Genomic DNA, 23,308 nt, shown 5'->3' on the forward strand with positions numbered 1-23,308 from the left:
GCCTCTGTCCGTCCAGGTGGAATCCGGCGAGATCATCGCTCGGAGTCTGCTGTCCGGCCGGGGCGGGCCGCCACGAGTTTGCCTTGTCAGCTAAGCAGCGCGCTCGCCCTGCCCGCCGGTGACCGCCGCGTCCGCCGCGCGCTTGGCAGCCGCCCCCTTGCGCCGGTAGATCAACGTGTCGACCAGCAGGAACCGCAGCGCGAACACCACCACGAGACTGATCACGGTCGCCGGCACCGGCCCCATCCCGGCCTGCTCCACGAACAGCATCATCAACGGGATCCGCGCCAGCAGATCCGCGTTGCTGAGCGCCGCGAACCCCAGCAGCCGGCCGGCCCCGCGCCCCGGTTTCCCGCTCCGGTAGACCAGGAAGTCCAGCAGGGCGAAGTTCCACAGCACCCCGAGCTGATTGGCCAGCACCTCCGCCACCGCGTAATGCAGGGTCGTGGCACCGGTCAGCGCCCACAGCGCCAGCAGATTCGGTACGAAGCCCGACACCCCGATCAGCCCGAAGGCCACCATCCGGGCCCGCTTGTCGCTGGTCCGCAGCTCCGCCAGATGCCGCAGGAACCGCAGCCCCTCGCGCACCGTCGACTTCGACTCGCCGGCGAACCGCTCCCCGAACTCGTACGGCACCTCCACCACCCCGCGCGGCCGGCAGCGCACCGCGAGCTCCAGCAGAATCTTGTAGCCGAGCGGCCGCAGCCCCCCTTCCTGCCGGGTCTCGCCCTCCTGTACGGCGCGGTCGACCGCCTCCCGCCGGATGGCGAAGCACCCGCTCATCGGGTCGGAGACCCCGCGCAGCAGCCGGGGGAACAGCGACTTGGTCAGCGCGGTCGACGCCCCCGACACGGCCACCCGGTACCCGCCGGCCAGCCCGCCACGGCTCCCGCCCTCCGCGTATCTGCTGGCCACCACCAACTCGGCCGCCGCGCGCTCACCAGCCTCGATCAACTGCGGCAGCAGCTCCGGCGGATGCTGCAGATCGGCGTCCATCACCATGATCCACGGCGCACTCGTACGGGCGATCCCGGCCACCACCGCTCCGCCGAGCCCCCCTTCGGGAACCTCCCGGTGCAGCACCGACACCGGCATCGGACAGCGCGCGGCCGCCTTCTCGATGACTTCCGGTGTGTCATCCGTCGAGTCGTCGACGAACAGCACCTCGACCTCCAGACCCGCCGGGATCGCCGCACACACGCCGTCGAGCAACTCATCAATGTTCGCTGCCTCGTTGAACGTCGGCACGATCAACGACACGGCCGGCATCGGCGTCGGGGACGACGAGTCGGAAGCCATGGTTCCTCCTGAGGGGTCAGAAACTCTCACCACAGTTGCCACAACAGCCCAGGAGAAACCGGAACTCATCATGTTTTACGGAGAAGTCAACCTCGGCGGGTGCACCGCGGGACCACATCGGCCCAGGACGCACGTCACTTGAGGCCGCTGAGCATCACCCCGCGCAGGTAGTGCTTCTGGAGCAGCAGGAAGAGCAGCAGGACCGGCAGGATGCTCAGCACCAGGCCGGCCATCATGACCGGGACCATACGGTCGGGGTCGAGATAGCTCTGCAGCATCTGGATGCCCACCGGCAGCGTCATCAGCCGCGGATTGGCGGTGGAGATCAGCAGCGCCCAGATGTATTCGTTCCAGGCGTTGACGAAGGTGAGCAGCGCGAGGGTGACCGCCACCGGTTTCGTCTGGGGCAGCACGATGCGCCACCAGAGGGCGAATTCGCCGGCGCCGTCGATACGGGCCGCCTCCAGCAGTTCGTCCGGGATGGAGACCATGAATTGCCGCATCAGAAAGATCCCGAAACCGGATACGAGGAACGGCATGACCAGCGCCGCAAGGCTCACGGTGAGGCCCGCCCCGCCGCGGCCCAGCAGGTCGTTGCCGCCGGCGCCGGGCCAGTGCACCAGGATCAGAAAGTGCGGGATGAAGAAGAGGAACGGCGGGAACATCATCGTGGACAGGACCAGGCGGAAGATCACCTCCCGGCCGGGGAAGCGCAGCTTGGCCAGCGCGTATCCGGCGAGCGCGGAGGTCACCAGGATGGATCCGGTGATGACGGCGGTGGCGATGACGCTGTTGCGGAAAAGCAGGGGCAGATCCAGCTGCTCCATCGCGGCACGGTAGTTGGAAAGGTCGAACGCCTGGGGGAGGAATCGGTAGGGGAGTTTCCCGTATTCGCCGGGCCCCTTGAACGAGGTCAGCAGCATGTCGAGGAACGGGACGAGGGTGAGGGCGGCCCCGGCGACGACCACGGCGTACGAGCCCCAGGGGCGGCGACGGCCCGGGCGCCGACGAGCGGACCGGCTCACGATTCCCCGCCTTTCCGGCGGAACAGCCAGAGCTGCCCCACCGTGATCGCGACAATGACCAGGAACAGCACAAAGGCGGCGGCACTGGCGATTCCCCAGTCGCCGTACCTGAACGCCTGCTGATACATCTCCAGGGCCGCGACATTCGTCGCATCGCCCGGTCCGCCGTCGTCCGTCATGACATTGATCAGGGCGAACGACTGTAATCCGGTGATGAATTGGGTGATGCAGACGAAGAGCAGGGACGGCCGGAGCAGCGGCAGGGTGATGCGCCGGAAAACGGTGCCGGCGCCGGCACCGTCCAGCTCGGCGGCCTCGTAATAGGCCTCGGGGATCGACTTCAGGCCCGCGGTGAGAATCAGGATCGCGGTTCCCATGGAGGCCCATGCCTGCACCACGACGACGGACGGCAGCGCCGTGCCGGGGTCCTGGAGAAAGGCCACGGAATGCAGACCCAGACCGTTGAGCACTCCGTTGATCAGCCCGCCCGGTGCGTACATGTACTTCCATACGTTGCCGACGGCGACCACGGTCGTCACGATCGGGAGGAAATAGAGGGTCCGCCAAAGCCCCTGGAAACGAAGGTTGTCGATGCAGGTCGCGAGGGTGAGCGCGCCGATGAGGGCGATCGCGACGGTGCCGACGGCGTACAGCAGCGTATTGGTGAGGACGGGCGTCAGGAAGGTCGAGCCGCGGGCGAAGAGGTCGGTGAAGTTGGCCATCCCGACCGGCTCGATATCGGCGAGGTCGAAGCCGGCCCAGCGCGACTGCGCGAGCAGCACGGCGAACAGCAGCGGCAGGGCGAGGAAGACCGCGAAGAACAGCAGGGCCGGGGTCAGGAACAGATAGGCGACGGCGGTCTGCCGCCGCCGGGCCGCCCTGACGGGACCACCGCCGGCTGAAGCCATTCGGCACCACCTCTCGACGACATGGGGGAGTGGCTCAGTAGGGCCGGGACAGTTCCTGGTCGATCTGCCGGCCGGCGGTGCGCAGCGCGGCATCGACCGAGGCCCGGCCCGTCCAGACGTCCTCGATGTTCTTGCGCAGCAGCGATTTGGCCTGCTGCGCGCGCGGACCGTTCGGTTCCGGGACGGCGTAGCGCAGCGCGTCCAGGAAGGGGCCGAGGTTCCGGTCGCCGCCACCACGGCCGTCGGCGTCCCTCTCGCCGTCGCCTCCCAGCAGCGCCCGCATATCGTCCGCCCGCCCGGTCATCGAACCGACCGACACCTGGAGCGCGCTCATCCTGGACACCGGGACGCCTCCTCCCGCGCTGCGCCCCGGCCGGGCGGCCGGCGCCCGCACACCGTTGAGCCAGTGCAGGAACTCCCAGGCCTCCCCCGGATATCTGCTCTTCGCGTTCACGCCGAGCAGGAAGCCCGTGGCGAGCGTGCCGCGGTCGTCCGGTGCGGGCCCCGGCACCGGCGCCACCCCGACCTCGCGGTAGTCCGCCCCCATCGCGCCGCGCAGACTCGCCGTCCACCAGCCGGCGTTGATCGCCATCGCCACCTGGCCGGACGGAAAGGCCCTCAGGAGCGAGATACCGGAGTCGGCGGCGCCGCGGTCGATGAGCCGGCGCTCCAGGTCGAGCACATCCCGCCCGGCCGCCGAGCCGATGGCGGTCCGCCGTCCGTCGGAGGTGAGGAATGTGCCGCCGCGCGCGGCCAGCAGGGCCAGCGTCTGCCCCACGACGCTCGCATCGTCGGCCCGTGACAGCCCGAAGCCCTGCACCAGCATGTTGCCGTGGCGGTCGCGGCGGGCGGTGCGGTACGCCGCGTCCTCCAGCTCCTGCCAGGTACCCGGCGGTCCGTCGATACCGGCCTGCCGCAGCAGCCGCTTGTTGTAGTAGAGCGCGTAGGTCTGCACCTCCGTGGGGTAGCCGTAGAGCGTGCCGTGCACGGACGACGCCGCCACGGCCGCCGGGGTGAAGTCCCGGCGGATCTGCCGCGTGGCCGTGGGCGGCACCGGGCGCAGTACTCCGGCCCGCACCAGCTGGCCGGTCCACAGGCAGTACGGATGGATGATGTCGGCGCCCTGGCCCGCGGCCTGCCGCACCATGTAAGTCGTCAGCAGATCGGGGAACTTGACCGCGGCCGTGCGCACCGTGATGCGCCGGTGCGTCGCGTTCCAGGCGTCGACGACGGTTTGCAGCGCCGAGGCGAGCGGTTCGCTCGCGTAGTGCGTGAGGACGGTCAGGGTGACGGGGGCGCCGCGACGGCCGCCGCTGCCCCGGCCGTCACCGCCGTCTCCGTCTCCGTGCTCTCCGTCTCCGTGCCCGGCGCCACCGGGCGCGTCGCATCCGGCCCCGGCCAACAGGGCGGCCCCCGCCGCGGCCCCGGCCGTGAATGTACGGCGCCTCATCCCGCCTCCCACCGCAGCACCGTGAACCTCCGGGTCGTGGTGAATCCGCTCGCGCGGTAGAGATGCCCCGCCGGGCTCTGCTCGCCCGTCCACAGGAACCACGCCCCGTGCACGCCGAGCGCCCGCATCCGCTCCAGCGTCAGATGCAGCAGCACCTTGCCCAGACCGGCGCCGCGCAGCTCCTTCCGTACGCCGAAGGGGCCGAACCGCTCGGCCGTACCGTCGTACGCGCCGTGCATGGCCCAGCCCGCCATCCGCCCGTCGGGTGCGCGGGCGCTGACGATGCGGTCCAGAGGGGCGCCGCCGGTCAGGCACTGCCGGATCGCCCGCGCCCAGTCGGGGGTGAACTCCTCGGCCAGCCCGAGCAGGTCCACCAGATCGTCGTCGGACGGGGTGCCGAATCGGTGGCCGCGCGCCGTCAGGGCCGCCTCGTGCCGCCGTACCTCGTCCGGCATGCGGTAGCCGACCAGGCCGCGGTCCATCGCCGCGGCCTCGTAGCGGGGACGGAAGCCGAGGCTCGCCAGCAGCCGGGCGGCCTCCGGGTACGCGGCCCGGTCCAGGCCGGGGAGCACGTAGTGGGGGGCGTACGGGGCGAAGTCGACCCGGGTGCGGCCGTGTCCGCGCAGCCAGTCGAGGGCATCGGTGAGCAGCCGGCGGCCGAGGCCCGTACGGCGGTGCGGCGGATCGACGAAGAAGAACAGGATCCAGCCGACGTCCGGCTCCAGGTCGGTGCCGGCCAGCGGGGTACGGCGGCGCACGGCGTAGACGGCGCCCACCACCTGCCCGTCGAGATCGGCCACCCGTAACCCCTCTGGGTCGAAATTGGGGTCGAGCAGGATCAGCGTCCGGAAGCGGGCGGCGGTGATCGGATCGTCCGGGGCGCTGCGGCACCAGGCCGCCAGCAGCGAGCGGCCGTCTCCGGGGCGGAACGGCCGTAGAACGGGTCGCGGGCGCGGCGTGGCGGACATCGCCCACTACTTACCGCAAATCCGGCACCTTGGCGACGGCGCACGCATGATCCCGGCGACGGCGTACACGCGATCTCGACAACGTCGCCCACGCGATCTCGACAACGTCGCCCACACGATCTCGATGACGGCATACGCACGATCTCGACGACGGCATACGCACGGATGGAGGGCCGCCCCGGAACCCGCCGACGCTCCGTGCCGGTCCCTCGCCTCCCCCCTCTGACCTGCGAAAAGATGAACGCTGCGACGGTCGGTACGGGGCCGCCGGCGGGCTCTTCGCGTAGCGGGCCGGAGCCGGTGAGGGCATGTTTTTGAGGAGACAGCCCGGCCGGCCCGCGGACGGGGCACCAGGAGGCTTCCGCATGCTTCGGAGATCGCTGAGGATCCCCGCCGCCGGAGTCGCGTATCTGGTGACCGCGGCGGTGTCGTCGTCCGCCATGGCGTCCGGGCCGGAGGAGTACGCGGATGTCGCCGTGAGCAAGGGGGCCCGGGCCGGTCCCGGCACCGCGGCGACGCTGGTGATCGCACACCGCGGCGCCTCCCGCTACGCGCCGGAGAACACGCTCGCCGCCGTCGACGCCGCACACCGCCGCGGGCTCATATGGGTCGAGAACGATGTGCAGCGCACCAAGGACGGCCGGCTGGTGGTGATGCACGACACCACGCTGAAGCGGACGACCGATGCCGCGAAGGTGTTTCCCGGGCGGGCGCCGTGGCGGCTGGGGGACTTCACCGCCGCCGAGATCGCCCGGCTGGACGCCGGAAGCTGGTTCGGCAAGCGGTTCGCGGGGGAGCGGGTGCCGACGCTCGCCGACTATGTGCGCCGGCTGGACCGCAACGGGCAGCGCCTCTTGCTGGAGATCAAGGCCCCTGAGCGCTATCCCGGAATCGAGGCGCAGGTCGTCCGGGAGCTACGGGCGCAAGGTTGGCTGGATCGCGACCATGTCCGCAGCCGGCTGGTGGTCCAGAGCTTCTCCGTGACCTGCGTAAAGACCGTGCATGAACTGGTGCCACAGGTACGTACGGGAATTCTGGGCGCGCCCGACGTGGACAAACTGCCGCGCTATGCGCGATTCGCCGACGAGATCAACCCCCGTATGTCCGCCGTCAGTTCACGCTGGCTCGCGGCCGTACACCGGCTGCGTGGCCCGCACGGCCGCCCGTTGGAGGTCTACGCGTGGGACGTGGCGAAGAACACGAACGTGCGGTCGGTGCGGGCGCGGGGGATCGCGGGGGTTATTGAATAGCGGGCAGGGGCCGGGGGTTAGGGGGGCAATGTCCAGATCTCGCTGGGCTTCGGACGGCGGCGGGGCACCGGTTCCGGCCCGCGCCGGGTGAAGGAGCTGTGGAGGGCGGACGCGCGGCCGGTGGCCGCGTCAGGCAGGGATTTACGTGATTCCCGCCGCGGGGCTAAGGTGCCTGAGATGTTCGACGCCGCCACCCTCCCCGTAAAAGAACTAACACGCAGGATTTGGCTTTTGGGTTCCGATTTGCGGCCCGGTGCGGGCCAGCGTCCAGTTCCTCCCCTGGGTTCGTTCCGGGAGGGTCCTTGAACAACGATTTTCCGGCGTACGGCGAACGGCGGGTGCCGCTTCCTCCGCCGCGGCAGATGCCGAATGACACGCTGGACCGGGCGGGCGCATCGATACCGGCACACGCCGGCGGTGCGACGGCCACGTCAACGAGGGCACCGGCAGCCGCCACCGCCACCGGGTCGGCGACGGCCCGTCACACCGTGGTCGGCCACCCTGCGGCGCAGCCGGCCTCGGACAACCCGGGCGCCGGTTCGCACGCCAGGACCGAAGGCCGCGGCAGAGCCCGGGCGAAGAATGCCGGCACGGCCGATGCCCGGGCGAAGCCGCGCGACGCATTTTTCGACAATGCGAAGTATCTGGCCATCGTGCTGGTGGCCATGGGGCACTCCTGGGAGCCGCTGCGCCACGGCAGCCGGTCGGCGGCAGCGCTCTACATCACCGTTTACGCCTTCCACATGCCGGCGTTCATCATCATCTCCGGCTATTTCTCGCGCAGTTTCGATATGCGCAAGGACCGGCTGCAGCGGCTGATCACGGGAGTCGCGGTCCCCTACATCCTCTTCGAAGTCGCCTATACGTTCTTCAAGAGGTGGGCGGACGACGATCCGGGATATCCGATCAGCCTGACGGACCCCTGGTATCTGACCTGGTTCCTGGCCGCCCTGTTCATCTGGCGGCTGACCACGCCGCTGTGGAAGATCGTGCGCTGGCCGGTCCCGCTGGCGCTGACCATCGCCGTACTCGCGTCCGTCTCACCGAACATCGGCGACGATCTGGACCTCCAGCGGGTGCTGCAGTTCCTGCCGTTCTTCGTGATCGGGCTGTCGCTGCGACCGGAGCACTTCAAGCTCGTACGCCGCAAGCAGGCGCGGATCCTGGCCGTACCGGTCTTCGCGGCCGCGCTGGTCTTCGCGTACTGGGCGGCGCCGCGGATGAACGCCGCGTGGTTCTACCACCGCGACGCCGCACAGGAACTCGCCGCCCCGTGGTGGAGCGGCGCGGTGATGACGCTGGCGATGTTCGGCTGCTCGCTGGTGCTGGTCGCCTGCTTCTTCGCCTGGATCCCGGGCCGCACGATGTGGTGCACGGCGCTGGGCGCGGGCACCCTCTACGGCTATCTGCTGCACGGCTTCCTCGCCAAGGGCTCGCGCTTTTGGAACTGGTACGACCACCCGTGGGTGCACACGCCCTGGGGCGCGGTGCTGCTGACCCTCATCGCGGGCACCGTCGTCACCCTGCTGTGCACACCCCCTGTGCAACGGGCCTTCCGGTTCGCGATGGAGCCCAAGATGACCTGGGCGTTCAAGAAGGACCCGGTGGGGATGGCCCGCGGCCGCAACTGACCGGCGGGACCGCACACCGAGCGTGGCGCCAGGGGCGCCCGTTCCACCGGAAGACCGGTGGGGCGGGCGCCCCTGCCGCGTGCGGAGGCCGCGGGTCGTAGGACTCGTACGCCTCATCCACCGTGTGGACCTAGGTCCACGGGGGCAGGCCCTCGGCCCAAATGCCGATCGCGGGCGCCGTGCCGGGCCTCCTAGGCTCCTCCTGAGGAATGCAGGCCCAGGGGAGGACGCAGCGTGAAGACCGATTCCGAGTGGGGCGGAGACCGGCTGGAGCTGGACGCCTATCTCGCCCGCATCGGCTACGAAGGCGACCGCCGGCCCACCCTGGAGACCCTGCGCGGGCTGCACGCCGCGCACTCCGCGTCGATCGGCTTCGAGAACCTCGACATCCTGCTGGGCCGCCCGATCCTGCTCGATCTGGAGTCGTTGCAGACCAAGATGGTCGAGCAGCGGCGCGGCGGCTACTGCTACGAACAGAATCTGCTCTACGCCGCCGCCCTGGAACGCCTCGGCTTCCGCGTCACCGGCCTCTGTGCCCGGACCCGGATGGGTGAGAACCACATCCGCCCGGCCACCCACGCACTGCTCAAGGTCGAGCTGGACGGTGCGGACTGGATCACCGATGTCGGCTTCGGCGGCGAGGCGCTGCTCGAACCGCTTCCCCTGCGGGACGGCGTGGAAGCCCGCCAGGGGAGCTGGACGTTCGGCCTGGTGCACGAGGAGGAGGCCGGGGCCTGGGTGCTGCGGACGCGCCACGAGGACGGCTGGTTCGACCTCTACGCCTTCGGCACGGACCGGCGCTTCCCCGTCGACTTCACCGTCTTCAACCACTACATCTCGACCCATCCGCGTTCGCCCTTCACCAGCCGGATGGTGGTGCAGCGCCCGCTCCCCGAGCTGCGCAGCACGCTGGTCGGCCGGGAGTTCACCCGGACCCGTCCGGACTGGTCACGTGAGGTGCGCGAGGTCGCGCCGGAGGAGATCCCGGGCCTGCTGGACACGGAGTTCGGCATCACCCTGTCCGCTGCGGACGCCGAGTCGCTGGTGGCCGTCCACCAGAACTGAGCGGGTGGTGGGCGGCGACGGGGGTGTCGCCCACCAACGGACGACCGGGGACGCGCCTACCGGACCACGGGGGACACGCCTACCGGACGACCGAGAACGCGCCTACCGGACGACGGCGATGCCCTCGATCTCGACCAGGGCCGTCTCGTCCCACAGGCGGGTCGCGCCGATCACGGCCATCGCCGGGAAGTCGCCGCCGACCAGGCGCTTCCAGACCCGGCCGAGGTCCCGGGCATGCCGGCGGTAGTCGGCGACATCGACCGCGAAGACGGTGAGCTTGGCGATATCGGACGGGCCGGCGCCGGCGGCCGCCGCGACCTCCAGGAGATTCGTCAGCGCCCGCTCGAACTGCTCGACGATGCCGTCCCCGACGATCCGGCCCGATCCGTCGAGAGCGGTCTGCCCGGCGAGAAAGACCATGGTGCCCGCGGGGGCGCGCACGGCATGACTGAACCCGGTCGGCGGCGCCAGATGAGGCGGATTGATCCGTTCCAGCTCACCGCCGCGCGCGGCCGCGCCCTCGCCGGTACCCGCGTCCGCGCCGCCCGCACCGCTCATCGACGTCTCCGCACTCATTCCCGCCGACTCCCCTCCGTCGCCAACTCGTATCGCACACCCAGGGATTGAAGCGCTTCTTGCTCCTCCTGGGGAAGCTGTTCATCGGAGATGACGAGATCGAAGCCGGCCGGCGGCGCCGGCTCATAGAGCGCCTGGCGGCCGAACTCGGAGTGGTCCACCAGCAGCACCTTGCGCCGGGCCGCGGCCATCAGCGCGCGCTCGACCAGGACGTTCTCCTGCGCCTGGTGGTAGCAGTGGCCGTTGTCGACCGCGGAGGTGGACAGAAAGGCGACATCGGCGCGGAAGGTGCGGGCGATATCGGCGGTGGACATGCCGAGGAAGGCGTTGAACGCCGCGTGGTACCCGCCGCGCACCTTTCGCAGGGTGCCCTGATGCTCCAGGGTGTCCAGATCGCGGTGCACAGTCATCTGGCTGACGCCGAGATCCTGGACCAGCGCCTCGATGGTCACCTGGCCCTCGGCCGGCACCCGGTCGGCGATCCGCTTACGACGGTCCCCGGGGCCCAGCTCGGTGACCGACGCATCAGTCGCGACCGAGACGTCGGCAACCCCTTCGGTGTCGGTCAACGCTGGTCCCTTCCCGGATCGACATAGCGGCCGTTCGCCCGCGGTCGGCCCCCTACCCGGCGAGTTTAGGGCGCGCCCACAGGATCTACGCGGGCCCGCGGTCCCTCCTAGGGCGTGTGTTGGGCCATGGTGGCCGCCGCCACCGGCTCCCGGCCGTCCAGCGTGCCCTGGGCACCGTAGGGGCGGCAACGTATGAACGCCGCCTCGTGGTGGAACGGCTTCGCCTGATGCTCCCTGACCACTTCCCTGTGCTCGGGCCGCTCGGCGCCGTATGCGTAGCGACGCATCGCCGACACGCTCTGCCACAGGGAGAAGGTGCCGACGAAGCGGGGCGGTCTGGCCAGGGCGACGGACGCGACCAGCGAAGGATCGGCCGCGGCCCGGCCGGCGGCCCGGGAATTGGCGCGCAGGAACGGCAGCGCGCGACGCAGCCGCAGCTGCCCCAGGGTGAGGACGACGACCGGCCCGTCCTCGTCGTCCATCGCCGCATCGGGGGCGATTTCGACCGGCAGCGGACTCCACGAGCCGGAGACCCGCACCGGCTCCAGCCGCACATGCCAGCCCCCGGCCAGCCGCCGGGCCGGCGGATCCTCGGCAAGGAAGCGGTCCAGCGCGGCATCGTCGTCCCACGCGGCCATCAGCCCGGCCCGGCCCGGGCGCAGCTTGGGCGGACCGGACGCGATGGCGCCGGTGAAGGTGGTCTGTGCGTAGCGGAGTCCGGGGACGTCGTCCGGCCGTGGGCACTCGCGCAGGGCGGCACGCACGGAGCGGACGCCGATGTCGGCGAAGTGCACGGAAACGATCACGATGAGCCCCCGTATCCCAAGGTTACTGACGCGTATACCAAGCGGTACACGACCTAGTATCCTTCACGGCAAGGGCAATTGCGAGCCGGAAGCACCAGCCGAAACGAGCCAGATCGATGAGTGGGGCCACATGAGCGAGATCGACCGGAGCCGCGCCGCGCGCGCCGAGGCCAGGACGCGTATCGAGGACGCCGCCGCCCGGCTGTTCGCCGAGCGCGGCTTCGCGGGCACGACCATCGGGGAGATCGCCGCCGAAGCCGGCCTGAGCAAGCCGATGCTCTACCGCCACTTCGACTCCAAGCAGGAGCTGCACCTCGCCCTGCTGGAGCGGCACCGCGATGAGCTGGCCGCCGCCCCGATCCATGAACTCCTCCACGGCGAGGGCGATCTGCACACCCGGATGAAGGCGATGTACGACGCCTGGTTCGGGTATGTGCAGAGCCATCCGTACACCTGGCGGATGATGTTCCGGGACACCACCGGGGACGCGGAGGTGCAGGCCTTCCACCGTGAACTGCAGCGCAGACAGCGGGAGACGGATATCGCCCTGCTCCGCGAGTTCGTGCCCGGCATCCCCGAGGCCGAGCTGGAACCGCTCGGCGAGGCGATCCGCAGCTCGCTCTACGGACTCGCCCTGTGGTGGCTGGACCGGCCCGACCGGCCTCGCGAACTGCTGGTCGCGGCAATGGTGCGGATCACCCGCGGCCTGATCTCCACCGTCGAGGGCCCGGGCGCCCAGGGCCCGGGCGCCGAGGGCCCGGCCGGGACGTCCTGAGCACCGGCGGTACCGACGGCATCAACGGCACCAACGGCACCGGCCCGCGGCCCTCCGCCCCCGGCCGCCCCGCCCCGGCTACCCCGCTACTCCACCCCCGACCCCAACGCCGCCTCCGGATACAACGCCGCCCTCAAGTGCCCCGTCCAATGCGCCGTCATCTCCTTCGCGATCCGGGTTTCCGGCGCATAGAGCTCGAAGCCGTGCCAGGCACCGGGCACATTGCGCACGGTGACCGGGACCCCGGCATCCATCAGCCGCCGGGCATGCGCCAGGCCGCCGTCCCGCAGCGGATCGAGATCGCAGACCAGGACATAGGCCGGCGGCAGCCCCGACAGATCGGAGGCGCGGGCCGCCGCGGCGTAGGCATCCGCCGTCGCCCCCTCCGGCAGGTAGTGCTGCCACGCCAGCCGGATCGTCCGAAGGCTGTTCAGCCGCGGATCCGGAGCGGCATCCGCCGCGCCGGGGCCCGAGGCCGCGTCCGCCGGAATCGGCTCCTCGGCAACGCGGTCGTCCAGGTCCGGTACGCACATCGACTGATAGGCGAGGCGCGGGCCGCCGCGGTCGCGGGCCATCAAGGCGACGGCCGCGCTGAGTCCACCGCCCGCCGACTTGCCGGTGACCGCGATCCGTTCGGGGTCGATGCCGAGCTCGGCCGCCCGCCGCGCCGTCCACTCCAGGGCCAGATAGCAGTCCTCCACACCGGCCGGATAGCGGTGCTCGGGAGCGAGCCGGTATTCGACGGTGACGGTGACGGCGGGCAGCTCACGGCAGAGCGCGATGGCCGCCCGGTCCTGCCCCGGCAACGACCGTCCGATGGCGTACCCGCCCCCGTGGAAGTGCAACACAGCAGGCAACGCGCCCCCTTGGGCGGCGCCCTCCGCGTCCTCCGGACGGTAGACCTCGACCGTCAGCGCGCTGCCGTCCGCCCGCGGGATGTCGTACCGCTCGCTGCGTATCCCCGAGCGGTCGGCCGGGTTCGAGGCCAGCAGTGCGCGGAAGCCTTCGCGGGTGGCCTCGATGTCCTTGTACGGATCGGCGAACGGCGGCAACGAAGCCAGAAACGGGGCGAGTTCGGGATGGACACGCAGCCCCGGAGGGACGGTCATCTGGACACTCCTCTGATCGCGCGGAAAGAACGAATATGGCTCACGCCGCGGCCCTCACACCATCACCGACACCCTCCCGCCGGTGCTCCCGCCCAGCCTCCCGAAGCGCCCCCAAGCCCACCCCTCATTTCGCCTCCGCGTAGCACTCCACCACCGCCGTGGTGAACGGGAAGCGGACCGGGGTCTCGCCGAACGCGATCCGGCCCGCCGCCGCGGCCGCCGCCGAGATCGCCTCGGACACCGTCGCGGCCTCCTCCGCCGGGCAGTGCACGATCACCTCGTCGTGCTGGAAGAAGACCAGCTCGGCGCGGAGCCCGCCCGCCGACAGCGAGTGGCGCAGCGCGGCCAGCACCAGCAACGCCCAGTCGGCGGCGCTGCCCTGGACGACGAAGTTACGGGTGAACCGACCGCGGGCGCGGGCCGCCGCCGAGCCGCTGCCGTAACCCGAGGGCTGCTCCTCTTCCTGGGGCAGGCCGGCCTCGTCGGGCGGGGCCACGGACGCGGGCGGGCAGGTGCGGCCCATCCATGTGCGCACCAGCCGGCCCTCCTCGCCGGCGCGGGCCGCATCGTCCACATACGCCACCGCGGCCGGATAGCGGCGGCGCAGATCGGCCATGTGCTTGAGGGCGTCGCCGGACGTCTGGCCGTAAATGGCCCCCAGCAGGCCGAGCTTGGCCTGGGCGCGGTCGCCGCCGAACGCGCGGGCCGCGAGATCCGCGTACAGATCCTCGCCGCTGCCGGCCACCTCCATCAGGCCACGGTCGCGGGAGACCGCCGCCAGCACCCGTGGCTCCATCTGGTCGGCGTCGGCGACCACCAGGCGCCACCCCGGGTCGGCGAGCACGGCCTGCCGGATCACCTTGGGGATCTGCAGTGCGCCGCCGCCGTTGGTGGTCCAGCGGCCGGAGACCGTGCCGCCCGGCAGATACTCGGGGCGGAAGCGGCCGTCGTGCACCCACTGCTGCAGCCAGGCCCACCCATGGGCGGTGTGCAGACGGTAGAGCGTCTTGTACTCCAACAGCGGTGCCACCGCCGGGTGATCGATCTGCTGCAGCTCCCATTTGCGGGTCGAGGTGAGGGAAATCCCGGCGCGGGCAAAGGCCTTGATGATGTCGTTCGGCAGATCCGGGCGCACCCGCGCGCCGTCCCCGAAGGCTCGGGACACCTCGTCCGCCAGCTCCGCCATCCGGCGCGGCTCCAGCCCGCCCGGATAGCGCTCGCCCAGCAGCCCGTCGAGCAGCCTGCGGTGCACATCCGCCCGCCAGGGCACCCCGGCCCGCCCCATTTCCGTGGCAACCAGCATGCCCGCGGACTCGGAGGCGAGCAGCAGCCGCATCCGGTCGGGATGCTCGGTCTTCTCCGTACGCGCCACCTGGCCGGCATAGACCTCCAGCAGCGCCGCCAGCTCGTCCGTGCCGGGCGGCAGCGGCACCGGGCCCGGCTCGAAAAGCGACGGCTGCGTCTGCGCCGTGCGCGCGGGCGCGTCCTGGGGGACGGGCAGCCCGTGCAGCCGCGCCCAGGCGGCGGCCAGCGACCGCGGCTGGCCCGACTGGCCCTCCTCGTGGCCGATCAGCAGCGCTTCCGCGGCCTCCACGTCGTAGCACCGCTCGACCCGCACCCCCGCCGCCAGCAGCCGCCGGTAGATCTCCGCGGTGGACCGCCACACCCACCGCTCGACCTCGGGGCGCGAGCGCACGGCCTCGGCCAGCGAGGGCTCCCGCACCACCGGGCCCGCGGGCCGGCCGTCCTGGGCGAGCGGGCAGAGACGAGCACCCCCGTCGCCCGTCTCCACCACCGCCCATCTCATGCCCAAAGTCTTGCACCAGGGTCTGACAACGCCCCTGACCAGCCCATACGACACGATTCCCGCGGCCTGACAGCTAGCCGTTACGCACCACGAGCGGGCGCTCGCGCCCCGTGCAGCGGGCCAGATGGGCGGCCTCCGCCTCCAGCCCCGCCCGCGGTACCTCGCCGTGCTCCGCGAACAGCGTCACCACCACCGACTCCTCGGTGAACTCCCACACCCCGGCCACCCGGCCCTCGTGCACCACCACCGGCGAGATCCAGCCCCCGGTCCGGCTCACCGCCTTGCGCCGGCCGGCCGCGATCAGCCTCGTATCGGCGGTGCCGGGCCCGAGGGCGTACTGATCGAAGCCGGCCAGCAGCCGGACCTCCCGCGACGGCTCGGTACGCGCCAGCGCCTCGGCGTCCTCGCTCAGCACGAACGCTCCGCCCGCGCCGTCCACCTCGACCTCCGTCAGCCGGTCGCCCAGCGCCTCGAACCAGCCGCGAAGAACGGCCTTACGGGTCGCGCCACGCAGCAGCCAGGCATCGAACGCGGCGGGCGTCGCCGGACCGTGCGCCCCCAGATACGCGGAAATCACCGCCGGTGCGGCCTCCTCCGGATCCGGCACCCCGCGCCACCCGGGCACCCACGACCGCGGCGCGGTGAAGGTCACGTTCTGCCCCCGGGGCGGCCCCTGGCACAGCCGCCCCGTCCAGGCCAGCGGCTTGAGGACGGCGCTCCACCCGGAGGACAACTGCTCGCCCAGTCCGTCCAGACCGGCGCGCACCAACACCGCGTCGGTCAGCTCCTGCCGGGTCAGCACCTGCCCGTCCAGAATCTCGTCGACGGCCTCGCCCAGGGCCGCCATCTGCCGCGGCCCCACACCGAAGCCCCGCTGCCAGGAAGGCTTTTCCCAGGTCCGCGCGGCCCCCAGCAGCGCCAGATATTCCGGCATTGCCTCGGCCGGCAACAGATGCAGCGTGCCGCGCATTGCCCAGGTCCTGATCAGGGAACGGGCGGCGAGTGCCTGCTGTACGGCGTCGGGACGCGGCTTCTTCTGCCTGACGGAAAGGGCGAGTTCGGCGGCCGAGGACACCTGCGCCTGTACACCGGCCAGCCGCGCGACGAGCTCCTCGACCGAGGCGGTCGTCCGCGGCGCCAGACCCTGCTGCCGCAATCGCCAGGCCAGCACTTGTGCTTGCGTCACCTTCATCACGCCATTGCACACGACCCCACTGACAAGCGACCGGAGACGGCGAAGAGTTGAGAAGCCGTGCGACGAGGGCAAAGCATTCGGGGAGTCCGTTCCCGCGCCCCTTCTTCGGACACACGAGCCAGGTGTTCACCCTGCTGAGCTGCCACTTTGCCCCGGTTGATGCGTTGAGCAGCTTGTCGCTCTAAGCGGCGCCTACAGATTCCTCCGGCAACCTTATCCAGGTCCCGATCGACGTGCCCGTCAACGTCTGCGGCAACACCGTCAACATCGTCGCCCTGTTGAACCCGGCGTTCGGCAACAACTGCCTCAACCGCTGAGCGCCGTACTGCTTTTGAGGCCCCGCCCGCGTGCGGAGGGCCTCTCGACGGCAAAGGCCGGTGCGAATTTTCGTACCGGCCTTTGGTATGCCGAAAAGTATCCCGCAATGCGGTGCCGCACGCATGCAGTGATATGTATCTATGGTTTCGCGGCATTCGGGTGAAACGGCGAAACCGCACCCCCAGAAGGGAGTTGACCAGGTCGCTCCGGATACGGGCACTCCGCTTCGAGAAGGGTAAATCGTGATCAAGAAGGTCCTGGCCACGACGGCTGTAGCCGCGTCCGTCGTCGGCATCTCGGCGATGGCCGCCCCCCAGGCGATGGCTGTTGGCAACGACAACGGCACCTCCACGGTCAACGGCAACGGTGCCGCGTCCGCGTTCGGTAACTCCACCACCCGGGGCAACATGAGCCCGCAGCTGGAGCTCATCCAGGGCTCGCTGAACAAGCTGTGCCTCGCCCTGCCCAAGATCAACGGCGCGGCGATCGCCCAGGACATCAACGTGCTGTCGTCGCCGCAGAACCAGCAGTGCGTCGAGAACTCGAGCCAGGCCAAGGGCGACGAGGCGCTGTCGCACATCCTGGACGACATCGCGGTGCTCTCCGCCAACGGTGTCGGCAATCGCTGAACCGGCCGTCGTTCGCAGGCCCGGCCGCCGGCTCTCTCTTCCTGAGCGGTCCGGGCCCGCGACACCCTCTTACGAACCGTAGGGCCGAAAATTTTCGTGTCCCTTTCGGTAGGAATTCGTATTCGGCGGGTGCCTCGTTCGTTCGAACTCCGGTGTTTTTTCCGCGTCATATGCGCGGTGGCAATCTCCTGAAATGGTTGTGCACCCTTCGGGCGATTCCTCCGAAAACCTCCGGGCAAGAGTTTCGTCCACGAGGAGAAATCGTTACCAATATCGGCAGCGGCGTTACGGGCGAGCAGCTCACCGCCCGAGCGACACGACGGTCGTGTTCGCTACGGACCCGCTGCAGGAAGGGCTGAAAGTGAAGTACGCAAAGGTCGCAGCAGTCACTGCCGGAACGCTCATGGCGGTGGGCTCGGCTGCGCCGGCGTTCGCCGACGCGGGTGCCGCGGGTGGCGCCAAGAACTCCCCCGGTGTCATCTCCGGAAACGCCATCCAGGTGCCGATCCACATTCCGATCAACCTGTGCGGCAACACCATCAACATCGTCGCTCTGCTGAACCCGGCGTTCGGCAACAACTGCCTGAACCACTGACTCGAAGGAATTCGAGCCGTGTCCATGTGACCCGGCCCCGGTGCGCGGTCCCCTGCGCATCGGGGCCGGTCGGCATTCGTCTTCCGGCAGGGGCAGGCGTATAGGGGTCACGCCTTTCGAGTGGCGTTGTCAAGGAGGAGGAACTTCAGAGTTTCTCCGTGCGGCCGCACTCGTTAGTCAGGGTGAATGCGGTGATCCGAGCAGCGAAGCGAATGCTCACGCGGCGCCAGTGTCGTGGGACCTTCAAGCACCGCCCGAGAAGGGACAGTTGAAAGTGAAGTACGCGAAGTCTGCCGCAGTTGCTGTTGGTTCCGTCCTGGCGCTGGGTGCGGCCGTGCCCGCTTTCGCCGCCCAGCCCGGCGCTCCGACCATGAGCCTCAACGGCGGTCTGACGGACGCGCTGAACAGCAAGCAGCTGGACGGCCACCAGATCGCGCCGCTGGTCAAGATGGTCAAGACCACGAAGGACAAGGTCAAGTCGACCAGCGCGAAGAAACTTCTCGGGAGCGTCGCCGGAGCCACCAAGAACGCTCCGCTGCTCGGTGGTCTGCCGCTCGGTAAGTAATTCCCGGGCGCGCGGACTCGCCCGCCGGCCGCGGCGTGGATATTGGCAGTTCATCGTTTCCGGCGATACCGCGGCTGCCGAATGCTTCACGGGCCCGGCCGAAATCACCGGGCGGGGTGCGGTGGCCCACCGAATGAATCCCGCTCGTATCTCCCGGGCGCTTGCCCCTGCTCGGTACGACTGACCAGGGGCAAGCTCATTGGAGTGAATCAGCACAACCCAACTCAATTCTTTCGAGTTGGGCATCTTGTCCGTCCCAAGGGCAACCCGAAACACGAAGGAATAGCAATCATGAAGAAGACACTGGCGACCGCAGCTGTGGCTGTGTCCCTTGTCGGCATTGCCGCCGCTGCCGCCCCACAGGCGATGGCCACCGGTAACGACCACGGCACCTCCACCGTCAACGGCAACGGTTCCCGGCAGATTTACGGCAACTCCACCACGTACGGCTACATGAGCCCGCAGATCGGCTTGATCCAGGGCTCTCTCAACAAGCCGTGCCTCGCCCTGGGCAAGCTGAACCTCCTCGCCGGGGTGCAGGACCTCAATATCCTGTCGTCGCCGCAGAACCAGCAGTGCGTCGAGAACTCGACCCAGGCCAAGGGCGACGAACCGCTGTCGCACATCCTGGACGACATCGCGGTGCTCTCCGCCAACGGCGTCCGCAACCAGTGAGCGGCTGAGTAAGGCCCGGGCCGCCCAGCCCTCCTTCTTCTGGGCGGCCCGGGTTTTTGCTGCCCTCGCCGCGCGAAGCGGGGGCCTTGGGTGCGGGAAACGGTGCGGGAAACGGCGGACACCGGTGCGCGGAATTGTTATTTGCCCGTTACCGATATGCGGTGCACCGGATCGTTAAGAATGATGTGTGGAGGGAAGCGTGCCAATGCCCTTGCGACATTGATGGGGCCGCCAGGGCATTGGCATGCCGGCCGGAAACACAGAGCAGGGCCTGCGATTCCCGTTCACCGGTGACGCAGGCCCTTTGTCGTACCGTCCGCCCGGAGATTCTTCGGGGCTCGTCCTCTTTCGAGGAATGAAATTAGGTTCACCCGACCGGTCCGGAAAGGGAACATGCGGATGGTATCGGTTATCCGGTAATGCATGTGACGTCTTTTCGGGAAGTCCCGCACCATCTGTTTGGGTGATGATGCGGAACTCGCGCGGGTGTGACGGGTTATTCAAACAGGGCTCCCGTGCCGGGAGTTCCTTCTCCTGAAGGGTTTGCGCGATGAAGAAGATGATGTCGGGCGTGGCGATTGCGGCGTCGCTCGTGGGAATGACCGCGGCGGCCGCGCCGCAGGCCATGGCGATCGGCAACGATCACGGCACGTCCACGGTCAACGGCAATGGTTACAAGTCGATTTACGGCAACTCCACCACGCGCGGCAATCTGAGCACCCAGCTCGGGCTCGTGCAGGGCTCCCTGAACGACCTCTGCCTGGGCCTTCCGAAGATCAACGTCCTGGCCATCGTTGCCCAGGACATCAACGTGCTGTCGTCGCCGCAGAACCAGCAGTGCGTCGAGAACTCCAGCCAGGCCAAGGGCGACGAGGCGCTGTCGCACATCCTGGACGACATCGCGGTGCTGTCCGGCAACGGGGTTGGCAACGACTGACGACCCGGCCGGTCCACCGCTTGCGACCCCGGGCGGTCGGCGCCGCGTATGCGCTGCCGGCCGCCCGGTCGTGCGAGCGGAACGGGGGTGCGGGCGGCTGCCCGTACGCAACAACTGCAGAGGAGGGATGAGAGATGCGACAGAGCCTGAAGACGTGCGTGTTCGTGGCGGCGGTGTCGGGGGTGCTCGGCGCGAGCGGCGGGGTGGCGTACGCGGACGCCGGCGCCGCAGGGGGCAGCACGGACTCGCCCGGGGTACTGTCCGGGAACACGATCCAGGTGAGCGTGGACACCCCGGTCAATGCATGCGGCAACTCCGTGGACGCGGCCGCGGCGCTCAACCCGGCCATGGGTAACTCGTGCGCGACCGGGGGTGCACCCGTGCCGGCCGCCCAGCCGCCGCTGGCGGCGCCCCCGGGGGTGGCATTCCGCAGGGCCCCGGAGCCGGTGCAGCGCAGGGCTCCCGAGCCGGGGCACCACCCGGACCACCGGCCGGCCGGACACCGGGCCGCACCCGCGGCTCCGGCCCCGGCCGCGGCTCCGGCCCCGGCCGCACCCGCCCACGAGCCCGCCGGTCCGGCTGCCCGCACACCCGCCGCAGTGCCCGCCCAGAAGCCCGCTCCGCACCCCGTGCAGGATCCGCGGGTGGATGCGGTGGCGCGGGCCGGGGCGTCGGCCGGCTCCGCGCTGCTGGCGTCCACCGGGGCGGAGCAGCTGGGCATGGTGGCCGGTATGGGCGGCGGGCTGGTGCTGGGCGGGGCGCTGCTGCTGCGCAGGGCCCGTACGCGGCGCAGATGAGGCGGAGGCCGCGTACGGCGCGCGGGGCGGTTCCCGGGGTGTACGGCGGCTCGGCGGCCGGCCGAGCGGGTCCGGCGGGCCGCTCGGCCTGGGCCGCCCGGTCGAGCCGGCCGTCGGCATCGCCGGACGACTCGACCGCGGGCCGTCGTACCGCAGCCGATGGGCGGCGCTGCGGCTGGAAGCCACCCTGCGGGCCGTACGACGGATCGTGCGGATCAACGCGTCATGGCAGGGTCCGGCACGGGAAGGTTCGCCGTTTCCCTCATTGGTGGGGACCCGTCTTCCGGGCGTTTGAAGCGGGGCGGGGCCGGATGCGCCGCGGGGCCGTGCCGCTCGCTGCGGCCTCTGGCAAAATTACGATAGAAGCCGCAAAAGTGATGAGTCGATGAGGTGGGGTCATGCTCATTGCGCTGGCGCAGACCGATTGCGTGCTGGGAGACATCGCGGAGAACCTCGCCGTGGCCCGCGAGCAGATCGAGCAGGCGGCGGCTCAGGCCGCCGATCTCGTGATCTTCCCCGAACTGAGCCTGCACGGCTATCACTTGGGCGCGCTCAAGCGCGATGAGTCCATCGAGGCGAACGATCCGCGGCTGCTGGAGCTGAGCACCCTCGGCCCCGATGTGCTGGTCGGTTTCCATGAGCACACCAGCCTGCGCGCGTACAACACCTCGGTGTACTACGCGGCCGGTGCGCTGTTGCATGCGCACCGCAAGCTGTACCTCCCCAACTACCTGGCCTGGGAGGAGCGCAAGCACGTCAGCCCGGGACAGTCCATGCGCGCGTACGACCTGAAGCGGTCCAAGAGCGGCGGCCGGGGCGCGACGCTGGTGTGCAATGACGCCTGGCAGCCGGTGGTGCCGTGGCTGGCGGTGCAGGACGGCGCCGAGGTGCTGTTCGTGCCGACCAACAGCGCGGCGAGCCTGGACCCGGAGGGCATGGACACCGGGCTGTACTGGGACACCCTGCTGTCCTATACGGCGCGGATGCTGCAGTGCTGGGTGGTCTTCGTCAACCGGGTCGGCAATGAGCACGGTGCGACGTTCTGGGGCGGCTCGCGGGTGGTGGACCCGCGCGGGGCGGTGGTGGCGCAGGCGCCCAAGTGGGAGCCCTCGCTGGTCACCGTGGAGATCGATCTCGCCGAGGCGCGCCGGCAGCGCCGTACGGTACCGCTGGTCGCCGAGGCCCGGCTGGGGCTGATCGACCGCGAGGTGCGGCGGCTGATCGACGAGGGCGGCGACCACTGACCCCGTAATCGGGGCCGGGGGTCAGTGGCCGGTGGCCGACTCCGGGCGGGGCGCCTCGGTCGTCCCTTCGCCCTTGAGGGCCTTGGCCTCGGACTTGAGGATGCGCATCGAGCGGCCGAGACCGCGCGCCATGTCGGGCAGCTTCTTCGAACCGAAGAGCAGCACGAGAACCGCGATGATCAGGATCAGGTGCCAGGGCTCGAAGGCGTTGCGGAGCATGGGAGCGCTCGCTTTCGTCGGGGGCGGTGGACGTTCTGTCCAGTATTACCCCAACGGTCCGGCCGCCCGGTCCAGGGGTGCCCCGGCCCCGGACGGCCGGTGGGGCGGCTACCAGCTGGACTTGCGGACCCCCGGCAGATAGCCCGCGTGTGCCTGCTCGCGCAGCCGTACGCGGGACAGGCCGAAGGCGCGGAAGTAGCCGCGCGGGCGGCCGTCGACGCTGTCGCGGTTGCGTACGCGGGTGGCGCTGGCGTCCCGTGGCTGGCGGGAGAGTTCGCGCCGGGCGGCGGTGCGCTCCTCCTCCGGCGTGTGGGGACTGCGGATGACGGCCTTGAGGACGGCCCGCCGGGCCGCGTAGCGGGCGACGGTCGCGCGGCGCCTCTCGTTCTTGGCGATCTTGCTCTGCTTGGCCATCAGACCTTCCCCCCTCGTGCGCGGATGCGGGCGACGGCCGCTTCGACGCCGATCGTGTCCACGGTCTTGATGCCCTTGGCGCTCAGCGTGAGCCGGATGTGCCGGCCCTCGCTCTCCAGCCAGTAGCGCTTGCGCTGGATGTTGGGGTCGAAGCGGCGCGAGGTGCGGCGGTGCGAGTGGGAGAGCGAGTTGCCGAAGCCCGGCTTGCGGCCGGTCAGCTGGCAGTGGGCGGACAAGGTGCGATCCCTCCGGTCGGGGCCCCCGATGAGGAGCTATTGAAAATGGAAACCATTTCCGTATACTAACCCCATGGCCCGCAACGAACTACGCCCGGTCGTCAAGCTCCGGTCCACCGCCGGCACCGGCTACACGTACGTGACCCGCAAGAACCGCCGTAACGACCCCGACCGCCTGGAACTGCGCAAGTACGACCCGGTCGCCGGCCGTCACATCACCTTCCGAGAGGAGCGCTGAGGACAGCG

Annotated in this window: 27 protein-coding genes; 13 read left to right on the forward strand and 14 right to left on the reverse strand. The window is 70.1% G+C overall.

Going from position 1 to position 23,308, the window contains the following annotated elements; all coding sequences use genetic code 11:
- Positions 1-90: 90 nt before the first annotated feature.
- From KI385_RS25370 to KI385_RS25395, 5 genes are all read right to left on the reverse strand, one after another.
- Positions 91-1,299 carry a glycosyltransferase gene (locus KI385_RS25370; protein ID WP_238574430.1) on the reverse strand — a complete coding sequence of 403 codons (1,209 nt, stop codon included), beginning with the start codon at positions 1,297-1,299 and terminating at the stop codon, positions 91-93.
- Between the two features lie 134 nt (positions 1,300-1,433).
- Positions 1,434-2,324, reverse strand: a complete 891-nt coding sequence (locus tag KI385_RS25375; RefSeq protein WP_238574431.1) for a carbohydrate ABC transporter permease — start codon at positions 2,322-2,324, stop codon at positions 1,434-1,436.
- Positions 2,321-3,232, reverse strand: a complete 912-nt coding sequence (locus KI385_RS25380) for a carbohydrate ABC transporter permease (RefSeq protein WP_238574432.1) — start codon at positions 3,230-3,232, stop codon at positions 2,321-2,323. The genes KI385_RS25375 and KI385_RS25380 overlap by 4 nt, the downstream gene beginning before the upstream one ends.
- Before the next feature lie 34 nt (positions 3,233-3,266).
- Positions 3,267-4,682: an extracellular solute-binding protein gene (locus tag KI385_RS25385; protein ID WP_281066902.1), complete on the reverse strand. Its 1,416-nt coding sequence runs from the start codon at positions 4,680-4,682 to the stop codon at positions 3,267-3,269.
- On the reverse strand, positions 4,679-5,650 hold the full coding sequence (locus KI385_RS25395) for a GNAT family N-acetyltransferase (protein ID WP_238574435.1): 972 nt from the start codon (positions 5,648-5,650) through the stop codon (positions 4,679-4,681). The genes KI385_RS25385 and KI385_RS25395 overlap by 4 nt, the downstream gene beginning before the upstream one ends.
- A 365-nt stretch (positions 5,651-6,015) precedes the next feature.
- Here KI385_RS25395 and KI385_RS25400 point away from each other — a divergent pair, with 365 nt between their 5' ends.
- The 3 genes from KI385_RS25400 to KI385_RS25410 all read left to right on the forward strand — a co-directional run bounded on the left by KI385_RS25400 (position 6,016) and on the right by KI385_RS25410 (position 9,596).
- Entirely contained in the window at positions 6,016-6,900 is an 885-nt protein-coding gene (locus KI385_RS25400) for a glycerophosphodiester phosphodiesterase (RefSeq protein ID WP_238574437.1), read from the forward strand.
- Between the two features lie 362 nt (positions 6,901-7,262).
- Positions 7,263-8,531 carry an acyltransferase family protein gene (locus tag KI385_RS25405; protein ID WP_238574439.1) on the forward strand — a complete coding sequence of 423 codons (1,269 nt, stop codon included), beginning with the start codon at positions 7,263-7,265 and terminating at the stop codon, positions 8,529-8,531.
- Between the two features lie 234 nt (positions 8,532-8,765).
- Positions 8,766-9,596, forward strand: coding sequence for an arylamine N-acetyltransferase family protein (locus KI385_RS25410; protein ID WP_238574441.1), 831 nt, complete (start codon positions 8,766-8,768; stop codon positions 9,594-9,596).
- 102 nt (positions 9,597-9,698) lie between these two features.
- On the opposite strand, the gene KI385_RS25415 is transcribed toward KI385_RS25410, so the two are convergent.
- The 3 genes from KI385_RS25415 to KI385_RS25425 form a co-directional block, all read right to left on the reverse strand.
- Positions 9,699-10,172, reverse strand: a complete 474-nt coding sequence (locus KI385_RS25415; RefSeq protein WP_238574443.1) for a RidA family protein — start codon at positions 10,170-10,172, stop codon at positions 9,699-9,701.
- Entirely contained in the window at positions 10,169-10,741 is a 573-nt protein-coding gene (locus tag KI385_RS25420; RefSeq protein ID WP_238574445.1) for a DeoR family transcriptional regulator, read from the reverse strand. Before KI385_RS25420 ends, KI385_RS25415 begins: the two co-directional genes overlap by 4 nt.
- A 107-nt stretch (positions 10,742-10,848) precedes the next feature.
- Entirely contained in the window at positions 10,849-11,547 is a 699-nt protein-coding gene (locus KI385_RS25425) for a spheroidene monooxygenase (protein WP_238574447.1), read from the reverse strand.
- Between the two features lie 130 nt (positions 11,548-11,677).
- Between KI385_RS25425 and KI385_RS25430 the strand changes: the two genes are divergently transcribed.
- On the forward strand, positions 11,678-12,322 hold the full coding sequence (locus KI385_RS25430; protein ID WP_238574449.1) for a TetR/AcrR family transcriptional regulator: 645 nt from the start codon (positions 11,678-11,680) through the stop codon (positions 12,320-12,322).
- 86 nt (positions 12,323-12,408) lie between these two features.
- Here KI385_RS25430 and KI385_RS25435 read toward each other — a convergent pair whose 3' ends face one another.
- The 3 genes from KI385_RS25435 to KI385_RS25445 form a co-directional block, all read right to left on the reverse strand.
- On the reverse strand, positions 12,409-13,431 hold the full coding sequence (locus KI385_RS25435) for an alpha/beta hydrolase (RefSeq protein WP_238574450.1): 1,023 nt from the start codon (positions 13,429-13,431) through the stop codon (positions 12,409-12,411).
- A 124-nt stretch (positions 13,432-13,555) separates the two neighbouring features.
- Complete coding sequence (locus KI385_RS25440; RefSeq protein ID WP_425356950.1) at positions 13,556-15,244, reverse strand: bifunctional 3'-5' exonuclease/DNA polymerase; 1,689 nt, start codon at positions 15,242-15,244, stop codon at positions 13,556-13,558.
- A 67-nt stretch (positions 15,245-15,311) separates the two neighbouring features.
- The gene (locus tag KI385_RS25445; RefSeq protein ID WP_238574453.1) at positions 15,312-16,430 is read right to left on the reverse strand and encodes a winged helix DNA-binding domain-containing protein; all 1,119 of its coding nucleotides are present in this window, start codon (positions 16,428-16,430) and stop codon (positions 15,312-15,314) included.
- A 218-nt stretch (positions 16,431-16,648) separates the two neighbouring features.
- On the opposite strand from KI385_RS25445, the gene KI385_RS25450 reads away from it, so the two are divergent.
- The 8 genes from KI385_RS25450 to KI385_RS25485 all read left to right on the forward strand — a co-directional run bounded on the left by KI385_RS25450 (position 16,649) and on the right by KI385_RS25485 (position 22,193).
- Positions 16,649-16,750, forward strand: coding sequence for a chaplin (locus KI385_RS25450; RefSeq protein ID WP_425357093.1), 102 nt, complete (start codon positions 16,649-16,651; stop codon positions 16,748-16,750).
- 243 nt (positions 16,751-16,993) lie between these two features.
- A complete protein-coding gene (locus KI385_RS25455) occupies positions 16,994-17,380 on the forward strand; it encodes a rodlin (RefSeq protein ID WP_238574455.1) in 387 nt (128 codons plus the stop codon).
- 361 nt (positions 17,381-17,741) lie between these two features.
- A complete protein-coding gene (locus KI385_RS25460; RefSeq protein WP_128509707.1) occupies positions 17,742-17,975 on the forward strand; it encodes a chaplin in 234 nt (77 codons plus the stop codon).
- 274 nt (positions 17,976-18,249) lie between these two features.
- A complete protein-coding gene (locus KI385_RS25465) occupies positions 18,250-18,540 on the forward strand; it encodes a hypothetical protein (protein WP_238574456.1) in 291 nt (96 codons plus the stop codon).
- A 288-nt stretch (positions 18,541-18,828) separates the two neighbouring features.
- On the forward strand, positions 18,829-19,215 hold the full coding sequence (locus tag KI385_RS25470; protein ID WP_238577833.1) for a rodlin: 387 nt from the start codon (positions 18,829-18,831) through the stop codon (positions 19,213-19,215).
- A 550-nt stretch (positions 19,216-19,765) separates the two neighbouring features.
- Complete coding sequence (locus tag KI385_RS25475; protein WP_238574458.1) at positions 19,766-20,152, forward strand: rodlin; 387 nt, start codon at positions 19,766-19,768, stop codon at positions 20,150-20,152.
- Positions 20,153-20,286: 134 nt separating this feature from the next.
- Positions 20,287-20,949 carry a chaplin gene (locus KI385_RS25480; protein WP_238574460.1) on the forward strand — a complete coding sequence of 221 codons (663 nt, stop codon included), beginning with the start codon at positions 20,287-20,289 and terminating at the stop codon, positions 20,947-20,949.
- A gap of 398 nt (positions 20,950-21,347) precedes the next feature.
- Entirely contained in the window at positions 21,348-22,193 is an 846-nt protein-coding gene (locus tag KI385_RS25485; protein WP_238574462.1) for a nitrilase-related carbon-nitrogen hydrolase, read from the forward strand.
- Positions 22,194-22,214: 21 nt separating this feature from the next.
- On the opposite strand, the gene tatA is transcribed toward KI385_RS25485, so the two are convergent.
- The 3 genes from tatA to rpmB all read right to left on the reverse strand — a co-directional run bounded on the left by tatA (position 22,215) and on the right by rpmB (position 23,062).
- On the reverse strand, positions 22,215-22,412 hold the full coding sequence (tatA, locus tag KI385_RS25490) for a Sec-independent protein translocase subunit TatA (RefSeq protein WP_128509626.1): 198 nt from the start codon (positions 22,410-22,412) through the stop codon (positions 22,215-22,217).
- Positions 22,413-22,520: 108 nt separating this feature from the next.
- Entirely contained in the window at positions 22,521-22,826 is a 306-nt protein-coding gene (gene rpsN / locus KI385_RS25495) for a 30S ribosomal protein S14 (RefSeq protein ID WP_238574463.1), read from the reverse strand.
- Positions 22,826-23,062: a 50S ribosomal protein L28 gene (gene rpmB, locus KI385_RS25500; RefSeq protein WP_238574468.1), complete on the reverse strand. Its 237-nt coding sequence runs from the start codon at positions 23,060-23,062 to the stop codon at positions 22,826-22,828. The genes rpsN and rpmB overlap by 1 nt, the downstream gene beginning before the upstream one ends.
- A gap of 73 nt (positions 23,063-23,135) precedes the next feature.
- On the opposite strand from rpmB, the gene rpmG reads away from it, so the two are divergent.
- The gene (gene rpmG / locus KI385_RS25505) at positions 23,136-23,300 is read left to right on the forward strand and encodes a 50S ribosomal protein L33 (RefSeq protein WP_238574470.1); all 165 of its coding nucleotides are present in this window, start codon (positions 23,136-23,138) and stop codon (positions 23,298-23,300) included.
- Positions 23,301-23,308 lie beyond the last annotated feature (8 nt).

It is taken from the genome of Streptomyces inhibens (assembly GCF_022221585.1).
Lineage (GTDB): Bacteria > Actinomycetota > Actinomycetes > Streptomycetales > Streptomycetaceae > Streptomyces > Streptomyces inhibens.